Annotated in this window: 13 protein-coding genes; 8 read left to right on the top strand and 5 right to left on the bottom strand. The window is 72.3% G+C overall.

Features of this window, described 5'->3' with window-relative positions:
• Nucleotides 1-60: 60 nt before the first annotated feature.
• Together ABGB14_RS09570 and ABGB14_RS09575 are read right to left on the bottom strand one after the other, a co-directional pair.
• A complete protein-coding gene (locus ABGB14_RS09570; RefSeq protein WP_347643224.1) occupies nt 61-1,641 on the bottom strand; it encodes an LCP family protein in 1,581 nt (526 codons plus the stop codon).
• Between the two features lie 264 nt (nt 1,642-1,905).
• Nucleotides 1,906-3,408 carry a hypothetical protein gene (locus ABGB14_RS09575; RefSeq protein WP_347643225.1) on the bottom strand — a complete coding sequence of 501 codons (1,503 nt, stop codon included), beginning with the start codon at nt 3,406-3,408 and terminating at the stop codon, nt 1,906-1,908.
• A gap of 178 nt (nt 3,409-3,586) precedes the next feature.
• On the opposite strand from ABGB14_RS09575, the gene ABGB14_RS09580 reads away from it, so the two are divergent.
• From ABGB14_RS09580 to ABGB14_RS09590, 3 genes are all read left to right on the top strand, one after another.
• Nucleotides 3,587-5,587, top strand: a complete 2,001-nt coding sequence (locus tag ABGB14_RS09580) for a glycosyltransferase family 39 protein (RefSeq protein WP_347643226.1) — start codon at nt 3,587-3,589, stop codon at nt 5,585-5,587.
• 91 nt (nt 5,588-5,678) lie between these two features.
• On the top strand, nt 5,679-6,572 hold the full coding sequence (locus ABGB14_RS09585) for a glycosyltransferase family 2 protein (RefSeq protein ID WP_347643227.1): 894 nt from the start codon (nt 5,679-5,681) through the stop codon (nt 6,570-6,572).
• A 3-nt stretch (nt 6,573-6,575) separates the two neighbouring features.
• Nucleotides 6,576-7,637 carry a glycosyltransferase family 4 protein gene (locus ABGB14_RS09590; RefSeq protein ID WP_347643228.1) on the top strand — a complete coding sequence of 354 codons (1,062 nt, stop codon included), beginning with the start codon at nt 6,576-6,578 and terminating at the stop codon, nt 7,635-7,637.
• Here the strand turns inward: ABGB14_RS09590 and ABGB14_RS09595 are convergent.
• The 3 genes from ABGB14_RS09595 to ABGB14_RS09605 all read right to left on the bottom strand — a co-directional run bounded on the left by ABGB14_RS09595 (nt 7,538) and on the right by ABGB14_RS09605 (nt 10,731).
• Nucleotides 7,538-8,497 (bottom strand): lysylphosphatidylglycerol synthase transmembrane domain-containing protein, encoded by a 960-nt coding sequence (locus ABGB14_RS09595; RefSeq protein ID WP_347643229.1) that lies wholly within the window; start codon nt 8,495-8,497, stop codon nt 7,538-7,540. The two genes, ABGB14_RS09590 and ABGB14_RS09595, sit on opposite strands and share 100 nt — an antisense overlap.
• A 9-nt stretch (nt 8,498-8,506) precedes the next feature.
• Nucleotides 8,507-9,580 carry a hypothetical protein gene (locus tag ABGB14_RS09600; RefSeq protein ID WP_347643230.1) on the bottom strand — a complete coding sequence of 358 codons (1,074 nt, stop codon included), beginning with the start codon at nt 9,578-9,580 and terminating at the stop codon, nt 8,507-8,509.
• Between the two features lie 74 nt (nt 9,581-9,654).
• Nucleotides 9,655-10,731 (bottom strand): SPFH domain-containing protein, encoded by a 1,077-nt coding sequence (locus tag ABGB14_RS09605; RefSeq protein WP_347643231.1) that lies wholly within the window; start codon nt 10,729-10,731, stop codon nt 9,655-9,657.
• A 92-nt stretch (nt 10,732-10,823) separates the two neighbouring features.
• Here ABGB14_RS09605 and ABGB14_RS09610 point away from each other — a divergent pair, with 92 nt between their 5' ends.
• The 5 genes from ABGB14_RS09610 to ABGB14_RS09630 all read left to right on the top strand — a co-directional run bounded on the left by ABGB14_RS09610 (nt 10,824) and on the right by ABGB14_RS09630 (nt 15,863).
• Nucleotides 10,824-11,651, top strand: coding sequence for a class I SAM-dependent methyltransferase (locus ABGB14_RS09610; RefSeq protein WP_347643232.1), 828 nt, complete (start codon nt 10,824-10,826; stop codon nt 11,649-11,651).
• A gap of 38 nt (nt 11,652-11,689) precedes the next feature.
• Nucleotides 11,690-12,613 carry a lysylphosphatidylglycerol synthase domain-containing protein gene (locus tag ABGB14_RS09615; RefSeq protein WP_347643233.1) on the top strand — a complete coding sequence of 308 codons (924 nt, stop codon included), beginning with the start codon at nt 11,690-11,692 and terminating at the stop codon, nt 12,611-12,613.
• Between the two features lie 95 nt (nt 12,614-12,708).
• The gene (locus tag ABGB14_RS09620; RefSeq protein ID WP_347643234.1) at nt 12,709-13,824 is read left to right on the top strand and encodes a glycosyltransferase family 1 protein; all 1,116 of its coding nucleotides are present in this window, start codon (nt 12,709-12,711) and stop codon (nt 13,822-13,824) included.
• A gap of 17 nt (nt 13,825-13,841) precedes the next feature.
• Complete coding sequence (locus ABGB14_RS09625; protein WP_347643235.1) at nt 13,842-14,936, top strand: NDP-sugar synthase; 1,095 nt, start codon at nt 13,842-13,844, stop codon at nt 14,934-14,936.
• Between the two features lie 30 nt (nt 14,937-14,966).
• The gene (locus ABGB14_RS09630) at nt 14,967-15,863 is read left to right on the top strand and encodes a DNA-3-methyladenine glycosylase 2 family protein (RefSeq protein WP_347643236.1); all 897 of its coding nucleotides are present in this window, start codon (nt 14,967-14,969) and stop codon (nt 15,861-15,863) included.
• Nucleotides 15,864-15,872 lie beyond the last annotated feature (9 nt).

The raw sequence follows: 15,872 nt of genomic DNA on the forward strand, positions 1-15,872 counted from the left end.
CTCAAGGGTGCTGTCCCTCACGCGGGAGATATGACCCGATTACACAGGCAACCTGGAGCGTCAGGTGCACACGTTCTTCTGCTCGGACGCGTTGATCGAGCTCTGCTCGACGCTGTCGGGCAGCTTGCTGACCTTGACCGAGTCGAAGTCCTCGCCGATGACGAACTGGATCACCGGCGTGCCCTTGAGCTTGGCCCCGCCGGTGCTGGTCGTCGTCGACGTGTACGGCTGCGCATTCGTCGCCTTGACCTTGCCCGACGCCGGCGAGGGCTTGGGCACGACGGCCTTGGCCAGCACGCCGGCGTAGTCGGGCGCCGTCTCGATCGACTTGGCGTAGTGGACCTCGCTCTTGGGCAGGGTAGCGCCGCCCGGTGCCTCGTAGTTGCCCACCTCGACCACCTTGAAGCCCTGCTCGGCCAGCTGGGCGGCGACCTCGCCGGCCTTGCCCTGGGTTTTGGTGCCGTTGAGCACCTGGACCCGCACCTGCTCCGGCTTGGGCGTGACCTTGGGCTTGGAGCTGGAGCTGGCGCTGGCGGACGGCGACGGCTCGGTGACCTCGGTGTCCGTCTTGATCGCGGTGAACAGCTTCTCGGCGTCGGGCTGCCTCCAGATCACGCGGGCCTCGGGGTTCTCCGGGTCGGGCAACACCGGGACCGTGGTGAGCTCGACACCCTTCGCCGTCAGCTGCTTCGTGCTCATGGCGATGGAGATGAGCTTCTCGGTGTCGTTGGCGAGCGCGGGGTCCATGGTGACCGAGCCGGCGGCGGCCGCGATGAAGTTTCTGAGCTTGCCGACGTCGGTCATGAGCTCGCTGCTGGTGGCCTTGGCGATGACCTTGCTCAGGAAGATCTGCTGCCGCTTGATGCGCTGGAGGTCGCTGCCGTCGCCGTATTTGCGCAGGCGTACGTAGCCCAGGGCCTTCTCGCCGTTGAGCAGGCTCTTGCCGGGCGGCAGCACCAGCTTGGAAGATTTGTCGTTGACGCCGGACTTCAGGCAGATCTCGATGCCGCCCAGGGCGTCGACGATGTTCTTGAAGCCGCTGAAGTCGACCTCGACGAAGTGGTTGACGCGGATGCCGGTGAGGGTCTCGAGCGTGGAGATCGTGCACGCGACGCCGCCCGAGTTGTACGCCGAGTTGATCATGTCACGGCGCGGCGGCATCTCCTGCTTGGTGGTCTCGTTCTTGCACTTCGGGATCTGCACCATCGAGTCGCGCGGGAAGCTGATCAGCCGGGCCTGGTCGCGGTCGGGGGAGATGTGCAGCAGGATGATCGTGTCGGTGCGCTTGCCGCCGCCGTCGGCCTGCCTGGCGGTCTCCTGGCCGTATTTCGCGTTGCCCTCGCCCGCGCGGGTGTCGGAGCCCACGAGCAGCACGTTGAGCGCGCCGGTGTCGACGGGTCGGGGGTTGATGATGTCGTCGTTGATGCTCTTCTGCTTGATGTTGCCGAAGGCGTCGCGGTAGACGACGTAGCCGGTCAGCGCGCCCGCGACCATGAGCGAGGTGACGCCGATGCTGACCCAGGCCAGCACGCGCATCCTGCCGCCCTGACCACCGCCGCCGCCGCGGTGGCCGCGGGGTGGCCGGTCGTCGTCAGGAGGCGGGGGAGGAGGCGGCGCGGAGCCCGCCGCTCTGCGGGCCATCCTGCTGCCCGGCGGGGAGTGAGCGCCTCGACGCTCGTGCGGAAAATCGGCTACTGGCGCGCCCCTGTAGTCGCTCATACGCCCCCTAGCCTCACTTCTTGCGCCTGACGCGCCGGCTTGGTCGCTCCGGGCAACGAGAGTAGGACACGTGCGGCGTGCCCGTGGCCATGATCGTAGGCGACGGTCGTGACCCGGGTGTGACGTTTTCGCGGCAAAGCATACTCAGAGCCGGACATTGGGTGGAATATCATCGCCAAACTCTTTTCACCCTCCGGGTTCTCGTCGCAGCGAATCAGGCTTGAGACTGAGGGCCGCCGCCAGGCAGGCCAGAGGTACGGCCGGCAGAACGTAGCGATAGTCGAACTCGGCGGCCGCGGCCGGTGTGACCAGCAGCACGACGGCCGCCGACCACGGCACCAGCCAGGCCGGAGCCCCCGCGCGAGGCCGGCCCCGCCGCCTGCGCCGGAACCCGGCGACGGCCGCCACCGGCGGCACCAGCAGCACCCCCAGAAGCACCGGGCCGGGCAGCCGCGCTGCGCTCTGGTAGGCCCTCAGCCATCCGGCATAAGGCTCGACGATCTTCGTGCCGATCGCACCCTGCTCGTAGAGCTTGGCATATTCGGCGCCGACCTGTGCGGGATAACGGCCAGGCGGGCCTGGCTCGCTGACCGGAAACTCGTAGTAGCCGTAAATCTCGGCGTCAGGATAGACCGGGCGGCCCCAGACGAACGTGCGGCCCAGCTCGCCCAGCACGGAGGCGGCGTAGTCGAGCGGCTGGGTGGTGATCGCCAGCGCCGCGAACCTGGCCGCGAGCTCGTCGTTCTCCTGGGTGAAGGTGATCCCCGGCTGCAGGACGAGGGGGGCGTCCTTGGCCCAGATGTACTCCTGGGAGGGAGGGCGCCGCTCCGGCGGGCGCGGGTCGCACAGGACCTTCAGATCGGGCGGCGGGTCCATCCTGTCGCAGTCGGCGAACGACATCGTGCGGGCGTAGAGGAAGGCGCCGTTCGCGCCCACCAGGCCGACCCGCTGGTAGGTGGCGTGGAACCAGGCGCCGTACGCGACGAGCGGCACCAGGGCGGCGGCGAGCAGCACCCCGGCAGGACGGATGCGCCCGCGCAACACGAACCAGCCGGCCAGCACGACGATCAGCGGCTGGCCGACCGTCCTGGTGAGCACGGCGGCGGCCAGCAGCAGGCCGATGGCGGCGACCGTGGCGGGCCGCCGCGTCATGCTGAGCGAGACGGCCGCCACGACCAGGAACATGAAGAGGGTGTCGGCGACCAGCAGGTGCTCGAGCTCGATCTGGTACGCGTCCAGCAGCACGGGGACGGTGGCCAGCGTCGCCGCCCACCGGGGCGCCCGGTGGGCGGCGCGGCGCGCCGCAGCCAGGTACACGAGCACGCCGGTGGCCAGCCCGAGCAGGTGTTGCACGGCGGTGACGGCGGCGAAGGAGTGCAGCGGCTCGAGCAGCTTGATGAACATCGAGTAGCCCGCCGGCCGCACCAGGTCGGGGCGCGGGTGGAAGACGGTGACGATGTAGGTGTAGGTGTCGGGGAACCACAGGGCGGGCCGGTAACCCGCCATCGCCAGGACGCGCAGGGCCGTGCCGAGGCCGAGCACGGCCAGGAACCATCCGTGCCGCCGTGTCAACCGCTGGACCCGGCGGCGGGTGTCGCGCGGGAGACGCCGCCTGCCCCGGCGGGCCGGCGCGGGCGCCTCCGCACGAGCCTCCGACATCACCCGTACGTCCTCCCGAATCTCCGGCACGCCGCAGAGGTGCGCGATCCGACACCCGGCCGACACCCGGCCGACACCCGGCCGCCACCCCCGGGCGGTCTGCCACCGTACGGTACCGGCGATCGCGCGGAACCCGTGCCACTGGTGGCGCGCCACACCCCTGTCACCGGCGTGCCCGGTGCCCGCGGTTGGATACGCTCGCTCACCGATGGGACACGATCGACCAGGCCGGTTGCTCGCCGCGCTCACGGTGCTGCCCGCGCTCGCCGTGGCGGGATGGCTGCTGGCCGGGCTGCCGCTGCTGCTGCTCGGCCACTTCGCGCCGCTGCCCGCCGCGCTGCTCGGGCTGCCCGCCGCCGCGCTGCTGTGCCGGGCGGGCACGCGGCGGCTCGGCAAGCTGGTCGAGGCCACGCCCTGGCAGGTCGCGGGGGTCGTGGCGGTGGCCGTGGCCTCGGGCGTGTTCAACACGCTGCTGCACAGCGAGCAGATCGCCGTCAGGCGCGATCCGGCGACCTACGCGCTCTACGCGGCCTGGATCGCGGACCACGGCTCGCTGCCCATCCCCCGGCAGGCCGAGGCGTTCGGCGGGTCCGACCCCTGGTTGATCTTCGCGGGCGTCGGCTTCTTCGACGTGCCCGGCGGGGTGGTGCCGCAGTTCATGCCGGGGGCGCCGCTGCTGTTCGCGGTGGGCAACTGGTTCGGGGCGCCGTTCGCCATGCCCGCCGTGCTGGGCGCGCTGGCCGTGCTCACGCTGGCCGGGCTGGTGGCGCGGCTGGCCGGCGCGCGGTGGGCGGTGGTCGCGGCGGTGGCGCTCGCGGTGAGCCTGCCGATCCTCTACACCTCCCGCACCACGTTCAGCGAGATCCCGTCGTTGATCCTGCTGTTCGGCGGCCTGTCGCTGACCTGCGACGCGCTCGCCAGGCCGGGGTGGTGGCGCGGGGTGCTGGCGGGGCTGGTGTTCGGGCTGGCCGTGCTGGTCAGGATCGACGGGCTGCGCGACGTGCTGCCGGTGCTGGCGTTCGCGGGGCTGCTGATCGCGATGCGGCGTTCGGCAAGGAACAGGGGTGCTCTGGGGCCGGGGCTGCTGGCCGGTCTGGTCGCGGGCGGCGGGCTGGGGATGCTCGCCGGATACGCGCTGGCCCGGCCGTACCTGGGCTATCTGGCGGGCTCGATCCGGCCGCTGCTGCTCATCTGCGCGGGCGTGCTCGTGCTCACCGCGGCCGGCACGGCCGCCGCGCCGCTCCTGGCGCGGTGGCGGCCGCCGGGCTGGCTGCCGGTGGCGGGCGCCGGGCTGACCGTGCTCCTCATGGCCGGCCTCTACGCGCGGCCGTGGGTGCAGACGGTCACCCGGGTGCCCGCGCACGAGAGCGACCAGCGCACGTTCACGATGATCGAGGCGATCCAGCGGGCCAACGGCATGGCCCCCGACGGCACCCGGCTCTACTTCGAATACTCGCTGCACTGGGCGGTCTGGTACGTCGGCCTGCCCGCGGTCGTGCTGGCCACGGTCGCCGCGGCCCTGCTCGTCCGCCGGCTGCTGCGCGACGGCACGCCCTTGGAGTGGCTGCTGCCGCTGGCGGTCGTCGGCTGGACGACCGTCACCACGCTGCTGCGGCCCGAGATCACCCCCGACCATCCGTGGGCCGCCCGCCGCCTGGTCCCCGTCGTCATCCCCGGGCTCGTCCTGCTGGCCGCGTACGCGCTGGCCTGGCTGCGCGACCAGGCGGGCCGGCGCGGCACGCGCGTCCGGCGCTGGGGCACGGCGCTGGCGGTGGTGCTGGTGCTCGTGCCCCCGGCCGTGACCTCGATCGGCACGGCGTTCACGCCGATCGAGCGGGGCGAGGCGGCGGCGGTCGAGGCGATGTGCGGCAAGATCCCGCGGAACGCGTCGGTGTTGTTCGTGGAGCGGGTCACCGGCGACCGGTTCATGCAGGCGGTGCGGGGCACGTGCGGGCGGCCCGCGGCCGCGGTCAGGCGCGTGCTCACCGACGTCGCGCCGGAGGACCAGGTCCGCCGCCTGATCGAACGGGTGCGGGGCACGGGGCGCGTGCCGGTCGTGCTGGCCGCCGACGAGGGTCAGGTCTCGCCGTACGGGCGGGCGACACAGGTCATGGGGCTGGTGGCGCGCCAGGACGAGCGCTCGCTGATCGAGGCCCCGAACGGCACCTGGACCCTGCGGATGAACGTCTGGATGGCCGTGTCGGAATGAGTTGATCTTGTAGGGTAGGCTCTGTGCTCCTCCGGGCAGAGTAACCTCGATCCTCGTGAGCACGCTTGACGCCTCCAAGAGTGGACCTGCCGTGGATGAAGCGCCATACGTCACGATCGTCCTTCCCTGCTACAACGAGCAGGATCACGTCATCGACGAGGTCGAGCGCATCACCAGGGCGATGGACTCGAGCGGCTACACCTACGAGCTCGTGGCCGTCGACGACTGCTCCAGTGACGAGACGCTGGCCAGGCTGAAGGAGGCCGCGCCCGGCTATCCCCACCTGCGCATCCGCGCCTTCCACCGCAACGGCGGCGCCGGCACCGTGCGGCGCATCGGCACGCAGGAGGCCAAGGGCGAGATCGTCGTGTGGACCGACGCCGACATGACCTACCCCAACGAGCGCATCCCCGAGCTGGTGCAGATCCTGGAGAAGGATCCCACGATCGACATGGTGGTCGGCGCGCGCACCAGCGAGGAGGGCTCGCACAAGCTGCTGCGGGTGCCCGCCAAGTGGGTGATCCGCAAGGTGGCCGAGAAGCTGGCCGGGCAGAAGATCCCCGACCTCAACTCCGGGCTGCGGGCCTTCCGCAGGCCGGTGGCCAAGCCCTATCTCCGGCTGCTGCCTCCCGGATTCTCCTGCGTCACGACGATCACGCTGTCGTTCCTGTCCAACCAGCACGACGTCTACTACCTGCCGATCGGCTACGCCAAGCGGGCCGGCAAGTCGAAGTTCAGCTTCGTCTCCGACGCCTACCGCTACATCCTGCAGGTGCTGCGGATGATCATGTACTTCAACCCGCTCAAGGTGCTGATGCCGCCCGCGCTGTGGCTGGTGGGCATCGGGCTCGTGAAGGGCATCTGGGACATGATCGAGCAGCCGTTCTACTTCCCGGCCAACACCGTCATGATCTTCCTGTCCGGGTTGCTGATCGGGTCCGTGGCGCTGCTCGCGGACCTGATCGTGCGCTCGCGCGGGAACTGACCGGTGCGCATCGCGATCGTCGGCCCGACCTACCCGTACAAAGGGGGCGGGGCCCAGCACACCACCGAGCTGGCACACCGGCTCGCGGCGCTGGGGCACGACGTGGTGATCGAGTCGTGGCGGGCCCAATATCCGTCGTTCCTCTATCCCGGCCGGCAGACGATCTCCGCGCCCGAGGGCATCCCCTATCCGAAGACCGCGCGCAGGCTCGACTGGCGCCGGCCCGACGGATGGGTCGCCGCGGGGCGGCGGCTGCGCTCGGCGGACCTGGTCGTGCTGGCGGTGCTTAGCCCGGTGCAGGTCCCGGCCTACCTGGGGATCCTGCTCGGCCTGGGGCGCAGGGCCAAGGCCGTCGCCCTGTGCCACAACGTGCTGCCGCACGAGCGCAAACCCTACGACCGGCCGCTGATGAGGGCGCTGCTCAAGCGGGTCGACGCCGTGCTGACCCACTCCGAGCAGCAGGCCGCGCTGGCCAGAGGGCTGACCGGCACGCCCGTGAGCGTGGCCGGGCTGCCACCGCACCTGCCCTCGACCACCGCCGCGAGATCCACCGCCGTGCACCGCCGGCTGCTCTTCTTCGGCATCGTCCGGCCGTACAAAGGGCTCGACCTGCTGCTGCGGGCGCTGCCCGACGATGTCGCGCTGACGGTGGCGGGCGAGTTCTGGGGCGGGCTCGACGAGACCAGGGCGCTGATCGCCGAGCTGGGCCTCGGCGACCGCGTCGAGCTGCGCCCCGGCTACGTGGCGGCCGAGGACGTGCCGGCGTTGTTCGCCGCCGCCGACGCGCTCGTGCTGCCCTACCGCACCGCGACCGCCAGCCAGAACGTCTGGCTCGGCCACGAGCACGGCGTGCCCGTGATCGCCACCCGCGTCGGGGCGCTGGCCGACCACGTCACCGACGGCGTCGACGGGCTCCTGGTCGAGCCGGGCGACGCCGGCGCGCTCCGCGAGACGATCGAGCGGTTCTACGTCTCCGGCGAGCCCGAGAGGTTGCGGTCGGGGGTCAAGGCGGTCGATCCCGAGCCGTTCTGGTCCGCGTACACGGGGGTGTTGCTCGGCGCCTGACGGCCCAGCAGCCACGACACCCCCGCGGCCGTCGCGTCGGACAGGGTGAACGCCAGCCGCGACACGATCGCGACCGCGAGCGCGGCGGGGGTGCCGACGATCGGCCCGAGCACCAGCACCAGCGCGCCCTCCCTGATGCCGACGCCCGCGGGCACGACGACGGTGAGGATGCCGGTCGCCCACGCGAACGCGTAGGCGCCGGTGGCCACGATGTACAGGTCGGTGACGCCGGCCAGCAGCCAGATGTGCACGCCGTACACGAGCCAGCCGAGCGCCGTCCACGCCACGGCGACGACGACCGTGCGGCCGGGCAGCACGCTCTCCAGCGGTTCCTTGCGGGCGACGCGCAGCGCGAGGTTGAGACCCCAGGTGAGCACCTTGGGGTGCAGGCAGACGATGATCACTGGTACGAGCAGCACGAGATACCAGGCCTGCCGCACCACCTCCTGCGAGCCCAGCGTGGCGGCGGCGATCGAGATCGCGACGCCGATGTTGATCACCAGGCCCAGCGAGATCGTCGCGAACGTGCGCCGCGGCGGGCTGCCGTGGTCACGGCCGAGGTCCATCATCGCGGCGTACGCCCACACCGCGCCCGGGATGTATTTCCCGAGCTGGCCCACGAACATGATCCGCCCGGCCACCCGCAGCGGCACCCGCGTGCCGAGCCCCGCCAGGATCTCGCGCCAGGCCACGAGCATGAAGAACTGGCCGAGCAGCACCGCGGCGAACGCCCCCAGCACCGCCCACGGCGACATGGCGGCCACGGCGGCCGTGGTCTCCTCCCAGTTCGCGGCCAGGCCGTAGCCCAGGAAACCGAGCGCGACCAGGGCGAGGACGACGCGCAGCAGGCGGCGGAGCATTGGGCCAGGCTACGCGTTCCTTCCCCAGACGAGCCAGACCATCGCCGCGAGCACGACCAGCGCGGCGAGCACCGCCAGCGTGATCTTGACCGCGCTGTACGGCCGGTCGCCCTGGACCTCCCCGCTCACCCCGTTGATCATCACCTGGTACGTCTTGCCGCCGAACAGGTAGTTGCCCACCCACACCGGCAGCAGCACCAGCTTGAACGTGACGTTCGCGTAGGCGGTGTTCACGGAGTGCACGCGCTGCGCGTCACCGCCGATGTGCCGGCGGCAGTCGCCCACGATGACCTCGTGCATGACGCCCTTGGCCAGCTCCAGGCCGGCCTGCGGCTCGGTGTCGTACCGGAGGCTGTGGTGCCCTGCCACGTAGCCGGGCTGGAACGCGACCGCCCGCTCCAGGGGCCAGGGCTGCAGCGCGTCGAGCCGGTCCTGGGGAAGCCGTCTCGTGGCGGGGACCAGGACGTCGTCGAAGCCGCGCGCGACCCGTCCGGCGGCCGGATACCAGCGGGTCCTGCGGACCCGCCGGGTCTTTCGCCGGCCGTTGGACGTGTACGACTGGGTGACCCAGTAGTGCTTGCCGCGCTGGCCGGTGTAGTCGGAGACCGTGGCCGCGTCGAACGTCCAGTGCGGCAGGTACGTGCTCTTCATGGTCTCCGCCTCGCTGACCTTCCTGAGGCGGTTGGGGGCGAACCAGCGGGTCCGCACCCAGCCGCGCAGCGAGTTCCTGGCGCCGCCCCGGTCGAGGGCGAACGGCAGCACGGCCTCGGGGGCGATCTGGGCGTCGTTCGCCGTGTCGGCCACGAGGGCGGTGCCGCAGAACTGGCAGGCCCTGGACAGGGCGTCGCTCTCCGTGCGGGCGCCGCAGCCGGGGCAGGTGAACTGGTGCCTGGCCAGGGTGTGGACGCGGGGCTTGGCGAGGAACGCGTCGAAGGAGTGCTCGCGTACCTGCCGCGCGGGCGGGGCGATCTGCTGGTCGAGCCCGCAGTAGGGGCAGCGCAGGACGGTCGTGCCCGGCGCGAAGGCCACGCTCGCGCCGCAGCCCGCGCACGGCTGGGCGGGGGTCTGGGTGGGGGAGCTCACGGGAGGTCCTCTCGGGCCCGGGGCCCCCGGGCCAGGAACGGGGGTCGGGCGGCGGAGCCAGGCGGGTGTCGGGGTCAGGAGGGTGGCAGCGGGGGCGGCGTGTCGCGGAGCAGGGGCGCGAGGTCCGGCACGTCGCGGGCCGGGGTCCACTGCGGCATCCCGGCCCGCCACACCAGCGCGCCGGGGGTGAGCCCGGCGGCGGCCAGGCCGGCCGCGTCGAACGGTCCGCGCTGCTCGCCGTCCACTCCGAGATACCAGGGGCCGGCGCCGGGCAGCGGGGGCGGCCCCTGCCGGGTGTCCGGCCGGCTCTGGGGGGCGAGCGCCGCGGCCATCTGCCGGCCTGCGGCGATGCCCATGCCCAGCCCCATGCCCTCGCCCGCCCCGCCCGCGTTCTCCAGCGCTTCGGCCGCCTGGAACCTCGCGTACTGCCCGAGGTCGCCCACGATCCCCATCTGCGAGCGTTTGTCCATCGCCCGCTCCACCTCGGGCGGCAGCGAGATGTTCTCGATGGTGAAGGTCGGGATGGCGATGCCCACGCCCGCGAGGTCGGCGGTCAGCGCCTCCGCCAGCCGCTGCCCCATCTCGTGCTGCCTGGCGGCCAGGTCGAGCAGCGGCACGCCGGCGGTGGCCAGGGCGTGGGCGAGCCGGCCCACGACCATCTGCCGCAGGTAGCCCTCCACCTCCTCCGTGCGGAACTGTGGGTCCGTCCCCGCCAGCTCGCGCAGGAGGGCGCGGGCGTCGATCACTCTGGCCGCGTACGCGCCGAACGCCCGCAGCCGCACCGGCCCGAACTCCGCGTCCCGCACCATGATCGGGTTCTGCGTGCCCCACTTGAAGTCCGCGAACCGGCGGGTGCTGGCGAAGTAGACCTCGGCCTTGAACGGGGAGTGGAAACCGTACTTCCAGCCCTTGAGCGTGGACAGGATGGGCAGGTTGCGGGTCTCCAGCGTGTACGTCCCCGGCGCGAACGCGTCGGCGATCTGGCCCTCGTTGACGAAGACGGCGACCTGCGACTCGCGGACGACGAGCTGGGCGCCCATCTTGATCTCGTTCTCGTGACGGGGGAATCGCCAGACCAGGGTGTCGCGGCTGTCGTCGAGCCATTCGACGATGTCGATGAACTCGCCCCTGATCTTGTCGAAGAACGTCACTTCGCCCCCGTTCGTCGGTTTTGAGCCAGGTCGGCCACCGTACCAAAGCGGCTTGACATCGGATTGGCGTCGCGGTCGGTACTGTGGCCACCGTGGTGAAGCAACGGGTCGCGCAGCTCGAATACAGCGAGTTCCAGTCCGCCATGCTCGACGAGGAGAAGCGGAGGCGGAAGGCCGCGAAGATCATCGCGGTGCTGGAGCACTTCCACGGCCCGCTGGGCGGGCTGACCGTGGGCGACGTGGGCTGCTCGGCCGGGTTCATCGCCGACGAGCTCGCGCAGGCCGGGGCCAAGCACACCATGGGCATCGACATCGACGTGCCGGGCCTGCGCAGGGCGGCCGACCGGTTCGGCGAGCGGGTGGCGTTCGTGTGCGGCGACGGCACGGCGCTCCCGTTCCCCGACGGGTCGGTCGACGTGCTGGTGTTCAACCACATCTACGAGCACGTGGTCGACCCCGACGCCGTGGTGGCCGAGATGCACCGGGTGTTGTCGGACGACGGGGTGCTCTACCTCGGGCTCGGCAACCGGCTCGGCGTCATGGAGCCCCACTACAAGCTGCCGTTCCTGTCCTACCTCCCGCCGGCGGCCGCCGACCGCTACGTGCGGGCGTTCGGCCGGGCCGACCACTACTACGAACGTTTCCGCACCCGGCGCGGGCTGCGCAGGATGTTGCGCGCCTTCCACGTGTGGGACTACACGTTCCCCGTGCTGGCCACGCCCACCCGGTTCGCCGGGTCCGAGCTGTTCCCGGGGGCGCTGGGCAGGGTGGTGAAGGCGGTGCTGTCCAGGGTGCCGCGCGGGGTGCTGCGGCTGCTGCTGCCGGTCGTGCCGACCTACCTGTGGGTGGCGACCAAGAGCCCGCGGCGGCCCGCGGGCGCCGCGCTGCCGCAGCCGCCCGAGCCGGTCCGCCCGCTGTGAGCAAGGGCGGATCGGGCGCGGGTGGCCCGGGACCGGGCGTGACCGGCGTGAGCGACGGCTCGGCCGGCGCGGGCGAGGAGGCGGCCCGCCCGGGGCGGTCCGTGGCCCGGGCCGCGATCAGGTACGGGTTCCTGCTGATCGCGCTCGGGTTCGGCGGATGGGCCGTGGCCGGGCAGTGGGACGACGTGGTGGCCGGATTTGCCGGCCTGACGTGGCCCGCGCTGGCCGGATCGCTGGTCGCGGTGGTCGCCGCGCTGCTCGGGGCCATGCTCATCTGGCGCACCCTGCTGTCCGACCTCGGCTCCCCGCTGCCGCTCAGAGCGGCAGCCAAGGTCTTCTTCGTCGGCCAGCTCGGCAAATACATCCCCGGCACCATCTGGCCCGTGCTGGCGCAGATGGAGATGGGCCGCGACCTCGGCGTGCCGCGCTCGCGCAGCGCGGCGGCGTTCTTCCTGATGATGCCGATACAGCTGGCCACCGGCCTGCTCGTCACGCTGGTCACGCTCGGCTGGGACCGTTACGGCTGGCTGCTGCTGTTCCTGCCCCTGGTGCTGGTGCTGCTCGAACCCAAGGTCGTCAACGGCGTGATCGGCTACGCCCTGCGCCGGCTCAAGCGGGAGCCGCTCGAACGCTCGCTCACCCGCCGCGGCATGCTCGCCGCGCTCGGCTGGGCGCTGGCCGGCTGGACCGCGTACGGCGTGCACTTCTTCTTCGTCGCACCCGAGAGCGGGCTGCTCTTCGCCATCGGCGCGTTCGCGCTGTCCTGGTGCCTGGGCATCATGACCTTCGTCGTGCCGGCCGGCGCGGGGGTGCGGGAGGCCGCCATGGTCGGGGTGCTGGCCCCTCACCTGGCCGCCGGTCCCGCGATCGCGGTGGCGCTCACCTCCCGTGTCGTCATCATCCTGGGGGACCTGATCTGCGCCGGGCTGGCGGGAATCGCTGCACGTCGCGACAAGGTGTGATTTGGGCCACGATTGAGGGGACGCTGGCCATAGGCTGAAGTCCAGAGGGGGACCTGCCGGGTCCCGCGTGGATCTTGAGGGGAGAAGATCTTCGTATGCCTCGAGTGCTCGTTGACGCGGCGGCGGTCCCCGCGGACCGCGGCGCGTTGATCAGATACGTGGACGGGCTGGTTGCCGGGCTCCACCGGGCCGGCGCGGACGTGGCGGTGGTCTGCCAGCGGTCCGAGGCCGAGCGATACCGGCGCCTCGCGCCCTCGGCGCAGGTCATCGCCGGGCCCGTCGCGATCACCAACAGGGCGGCCAGGCTCGCCTGGGAGCAGACGGGCCTGCCGCTGCTGGCCCGCCAGGCGGGCGCGGACGTGATCCACGCCCCCTACTACTCCATCCCGCTCGCCTCAGGGCTGCCGACGGTCGTGACGGTGCACGACGCCACCTGGTTCACCGAGCCTGACCGGCACCGGCCGCGGGCGTCGTTCTTCCGCTCCGCCACCCGTACGGCCGTGCGACGCGCCCGGCGGATCATCGTGCCCTCGAAGGCGACCAGGGACGAGCTGGTGCGCGTGCTCGCCGCCGACCCCACCCGCATCGACGTCGCCTACCACGGCGTCGACCTGGCGCAGTTCCACCCGCCGTCGGAGGAGGAGATCCGCCGGGCGGCCATGCGTTGCGGGCTGCACGGCCAGCCCTACGTGGCGTTCCTGGGCGCGCTCGACCCCCGCAAGAACGTTCCCAACCTGATCCGCGGCTTCGCCGCCGCCGTCGCGGCGCTGGAGCGGGCCCCCGCGCTGGTGCTCGGCGGCGGCGTGCACGACGACGAGGTGGACGCCGCCTGCCGCGAGGTCGAGGCCACCGTGAAGGTCGTACGGCCCGGCTACCTGGGCGCGTCCGATCTGCCGGGGTTCCTGGGCGGGGCGCTCGTGGTGGCCTTCCCCTCGCGGGGCGAGGGCTTCGGGCTTCCGGTGCTGGAGGCCATGGCCTGCGGCGCGCCCGTGCTGACCACCCAGCGCTCGTCGCTGCCCGAGGTGGGTGGCGACGCGGTCGCCTACACCGAGCCCGACGCCGGCAGCATCGGAACGGCGCTCGGACAGCTGCTCGCCGCGCCCGAGCGCAGGCGGCAGCTGCGGGATGCGGGGCTGGCCCGCGCCCGCGAATTCACCTGGGACGCCTCGGCCGAGGCGCACCTCAGCTCCTATCAACGCGCGATCGAATAGTTCGGTAACCTCTCGGAATGATGACGAGCTCATTGCCAGACCTCGAGGCGATCCTCCTGGTCGGGGGGCAGGGCACGCGCCTGCGCCCGCTGACACTGGGCACGCCGAAGCCGCTGCTCCCGACCGCCGGCGTGCCGTTCCTGGCCCACCAGCTCGCGCGAGCACGATCGTTCGGCGTGCGCCGGATCGTGTTCGCGACGTCCTACAAGGCGGCGATGTTCGAGCCCGCGTTCGGCGACGGGGCGGCGTTCGGGCTCTCACTCGAATACATGACGGAGGAGACGCCCCTCGGCACGGGCGGCGCGATCCGCAACGCCGCGGAGGCGCTCACCTCGGACCCCTCCGACCCCGTGCTCATCCTCAACGGCGACATCCTGTCCGGGCACGACATCGGCGATCAGGTGCGCACACACCTCGCACGGCGGGCCGCTGTAACGCTCCATTTGACAGAAGTGGACGACCCCACCCGATTCGGATGCGTGCCGACCGACGACTCCGGGCGGGTGACCGCGTTCCTGGAGAAGACCCCCAACCCCGTGACCAACCGCATCAACGCCGGCTGCTACGTCTTCACCCGGTCGGTGATCGACTCGATCCCGCGCGACGAGGTCGTGTCGGTGGAGCGGGAGACGTTCCCCGCGCTGATCGAGTCGGGTGAGCTCGTGCTCGGCTACGCCGACCGCAGCTACTGGCTCGACGTCGGCACCCCCGCCGCGTTCGTCCGCGGGTCGCGCGACCTGGTGCTGGGCCGGCTCGCCTCGCCCGCGCTGCCCGGTCCCACAGGCGAATACCTGGCCCTCGACGGGGCGCGGGTCTCGGCCGAGGCCAAGGTGCAGGGCGGCACGGCCGTGGGCGCGCGGGTCGTGGTGGGCGCCGGAGCCTCCGTCGCCGGGTCGGTGCTGCTCGACGACTGCGTCATCGAGCCCGGCGCCGTCGTGACCGACTCCGTGGTGGGCACGGGGGCGCGGGTCTGCGCGGGCGCGGCGGTGCACGACGCGGTGATCGGCGACCGGGCCGTCGTCGGACCGGGCAACGAACTGCAGCACGGCGCGCGGGTCTGGCCCGACATCGCGCTGCCCGAACGCGCGGTGCGCTATTCCAGCGACGTCTGAGACGCCGCACGATCGCGGCACACTGTAAGGGTGAAGGAGCGCAGGTGGGGGCCCCGCGGGCCGCTTGACGTGGGGCTGGCGCTGCAGCCGCACCGGCGGGGTGGCGGCGACCCCACCTGGCGCCGCGGCGGTGACGGCGCCGTGTGGCGCACGTCCAGGACGCCCGACGGGCCCTGCACGCTGCGGGTGAGCGTCGAGGGCGGGTCCGTGCACGGGCGGGCGTGGGGGCCGGGCGCGGAGTGGGCGCTGGAGACGCTGCCGGCGCTGCTGGGGGCCGACGACGATGTTTCGGGCTTCAGCGTCAGGCACGAGGTCCTGGCGGAGGCCGTACGCAGAAATCCGGGGTTGCGGATCGGCAGGACCGGCCGCGTCATGGAGGCGCTCGTCCCCGCCGTGCTGGAGCAGAAGGTCGTCGGGCAGGAGGCGTGGCGGGCCTGGCGCTGGCTGCTCACCCGCTACGGCGAGCCCGCGCCGGGGCCCGCTCCCGAAGGCATGCGGGTCGTTCCCGAGACCGCGGTGTGGCGGCAGATCCCGAGCTGGCACTGGCACCGCGCGGGCGCCGAGGCCGTGCGCGCCAGGACCATCGCGAACGCCGCCTGGCACGCCGCCAAGCTGGAGGCCGCCGCCACCACGGAAGAGCTCGACCGGCTGCTGCGGGCGCTGCCGGGGATCGGGGTGTGGACGTCGGCCGAGGTGCGCCAGCGCGCGTTCGGCGACCCCGACGCGGTGAGCGTGGGCGACTTCCACCTGGCCAAGCTCGTGGGCTACGCGCTGACGGGGGAGAAGACCGACGACCAGGGGATGTTGCGGCTGCTTGAGCCGTACGAAGGGCATCGGCACCGCGCCGCGGTGCTGGTCTGGCTCACCGGGCTGCGCCCGCCCGCCCGCGGGCCGCGGATGCCCGCGCGCGACTACCGGGCGTTCTGAGCCGCCCTG

The organism is Nonomuraea sp. B10E15 (assembly GCF_039871615.1).
Lineage (GTDB): Bacteria > Actinomycetota > Actinomycetes > Streptosporangiales > Streptosporangiaceae > Nonomuraea.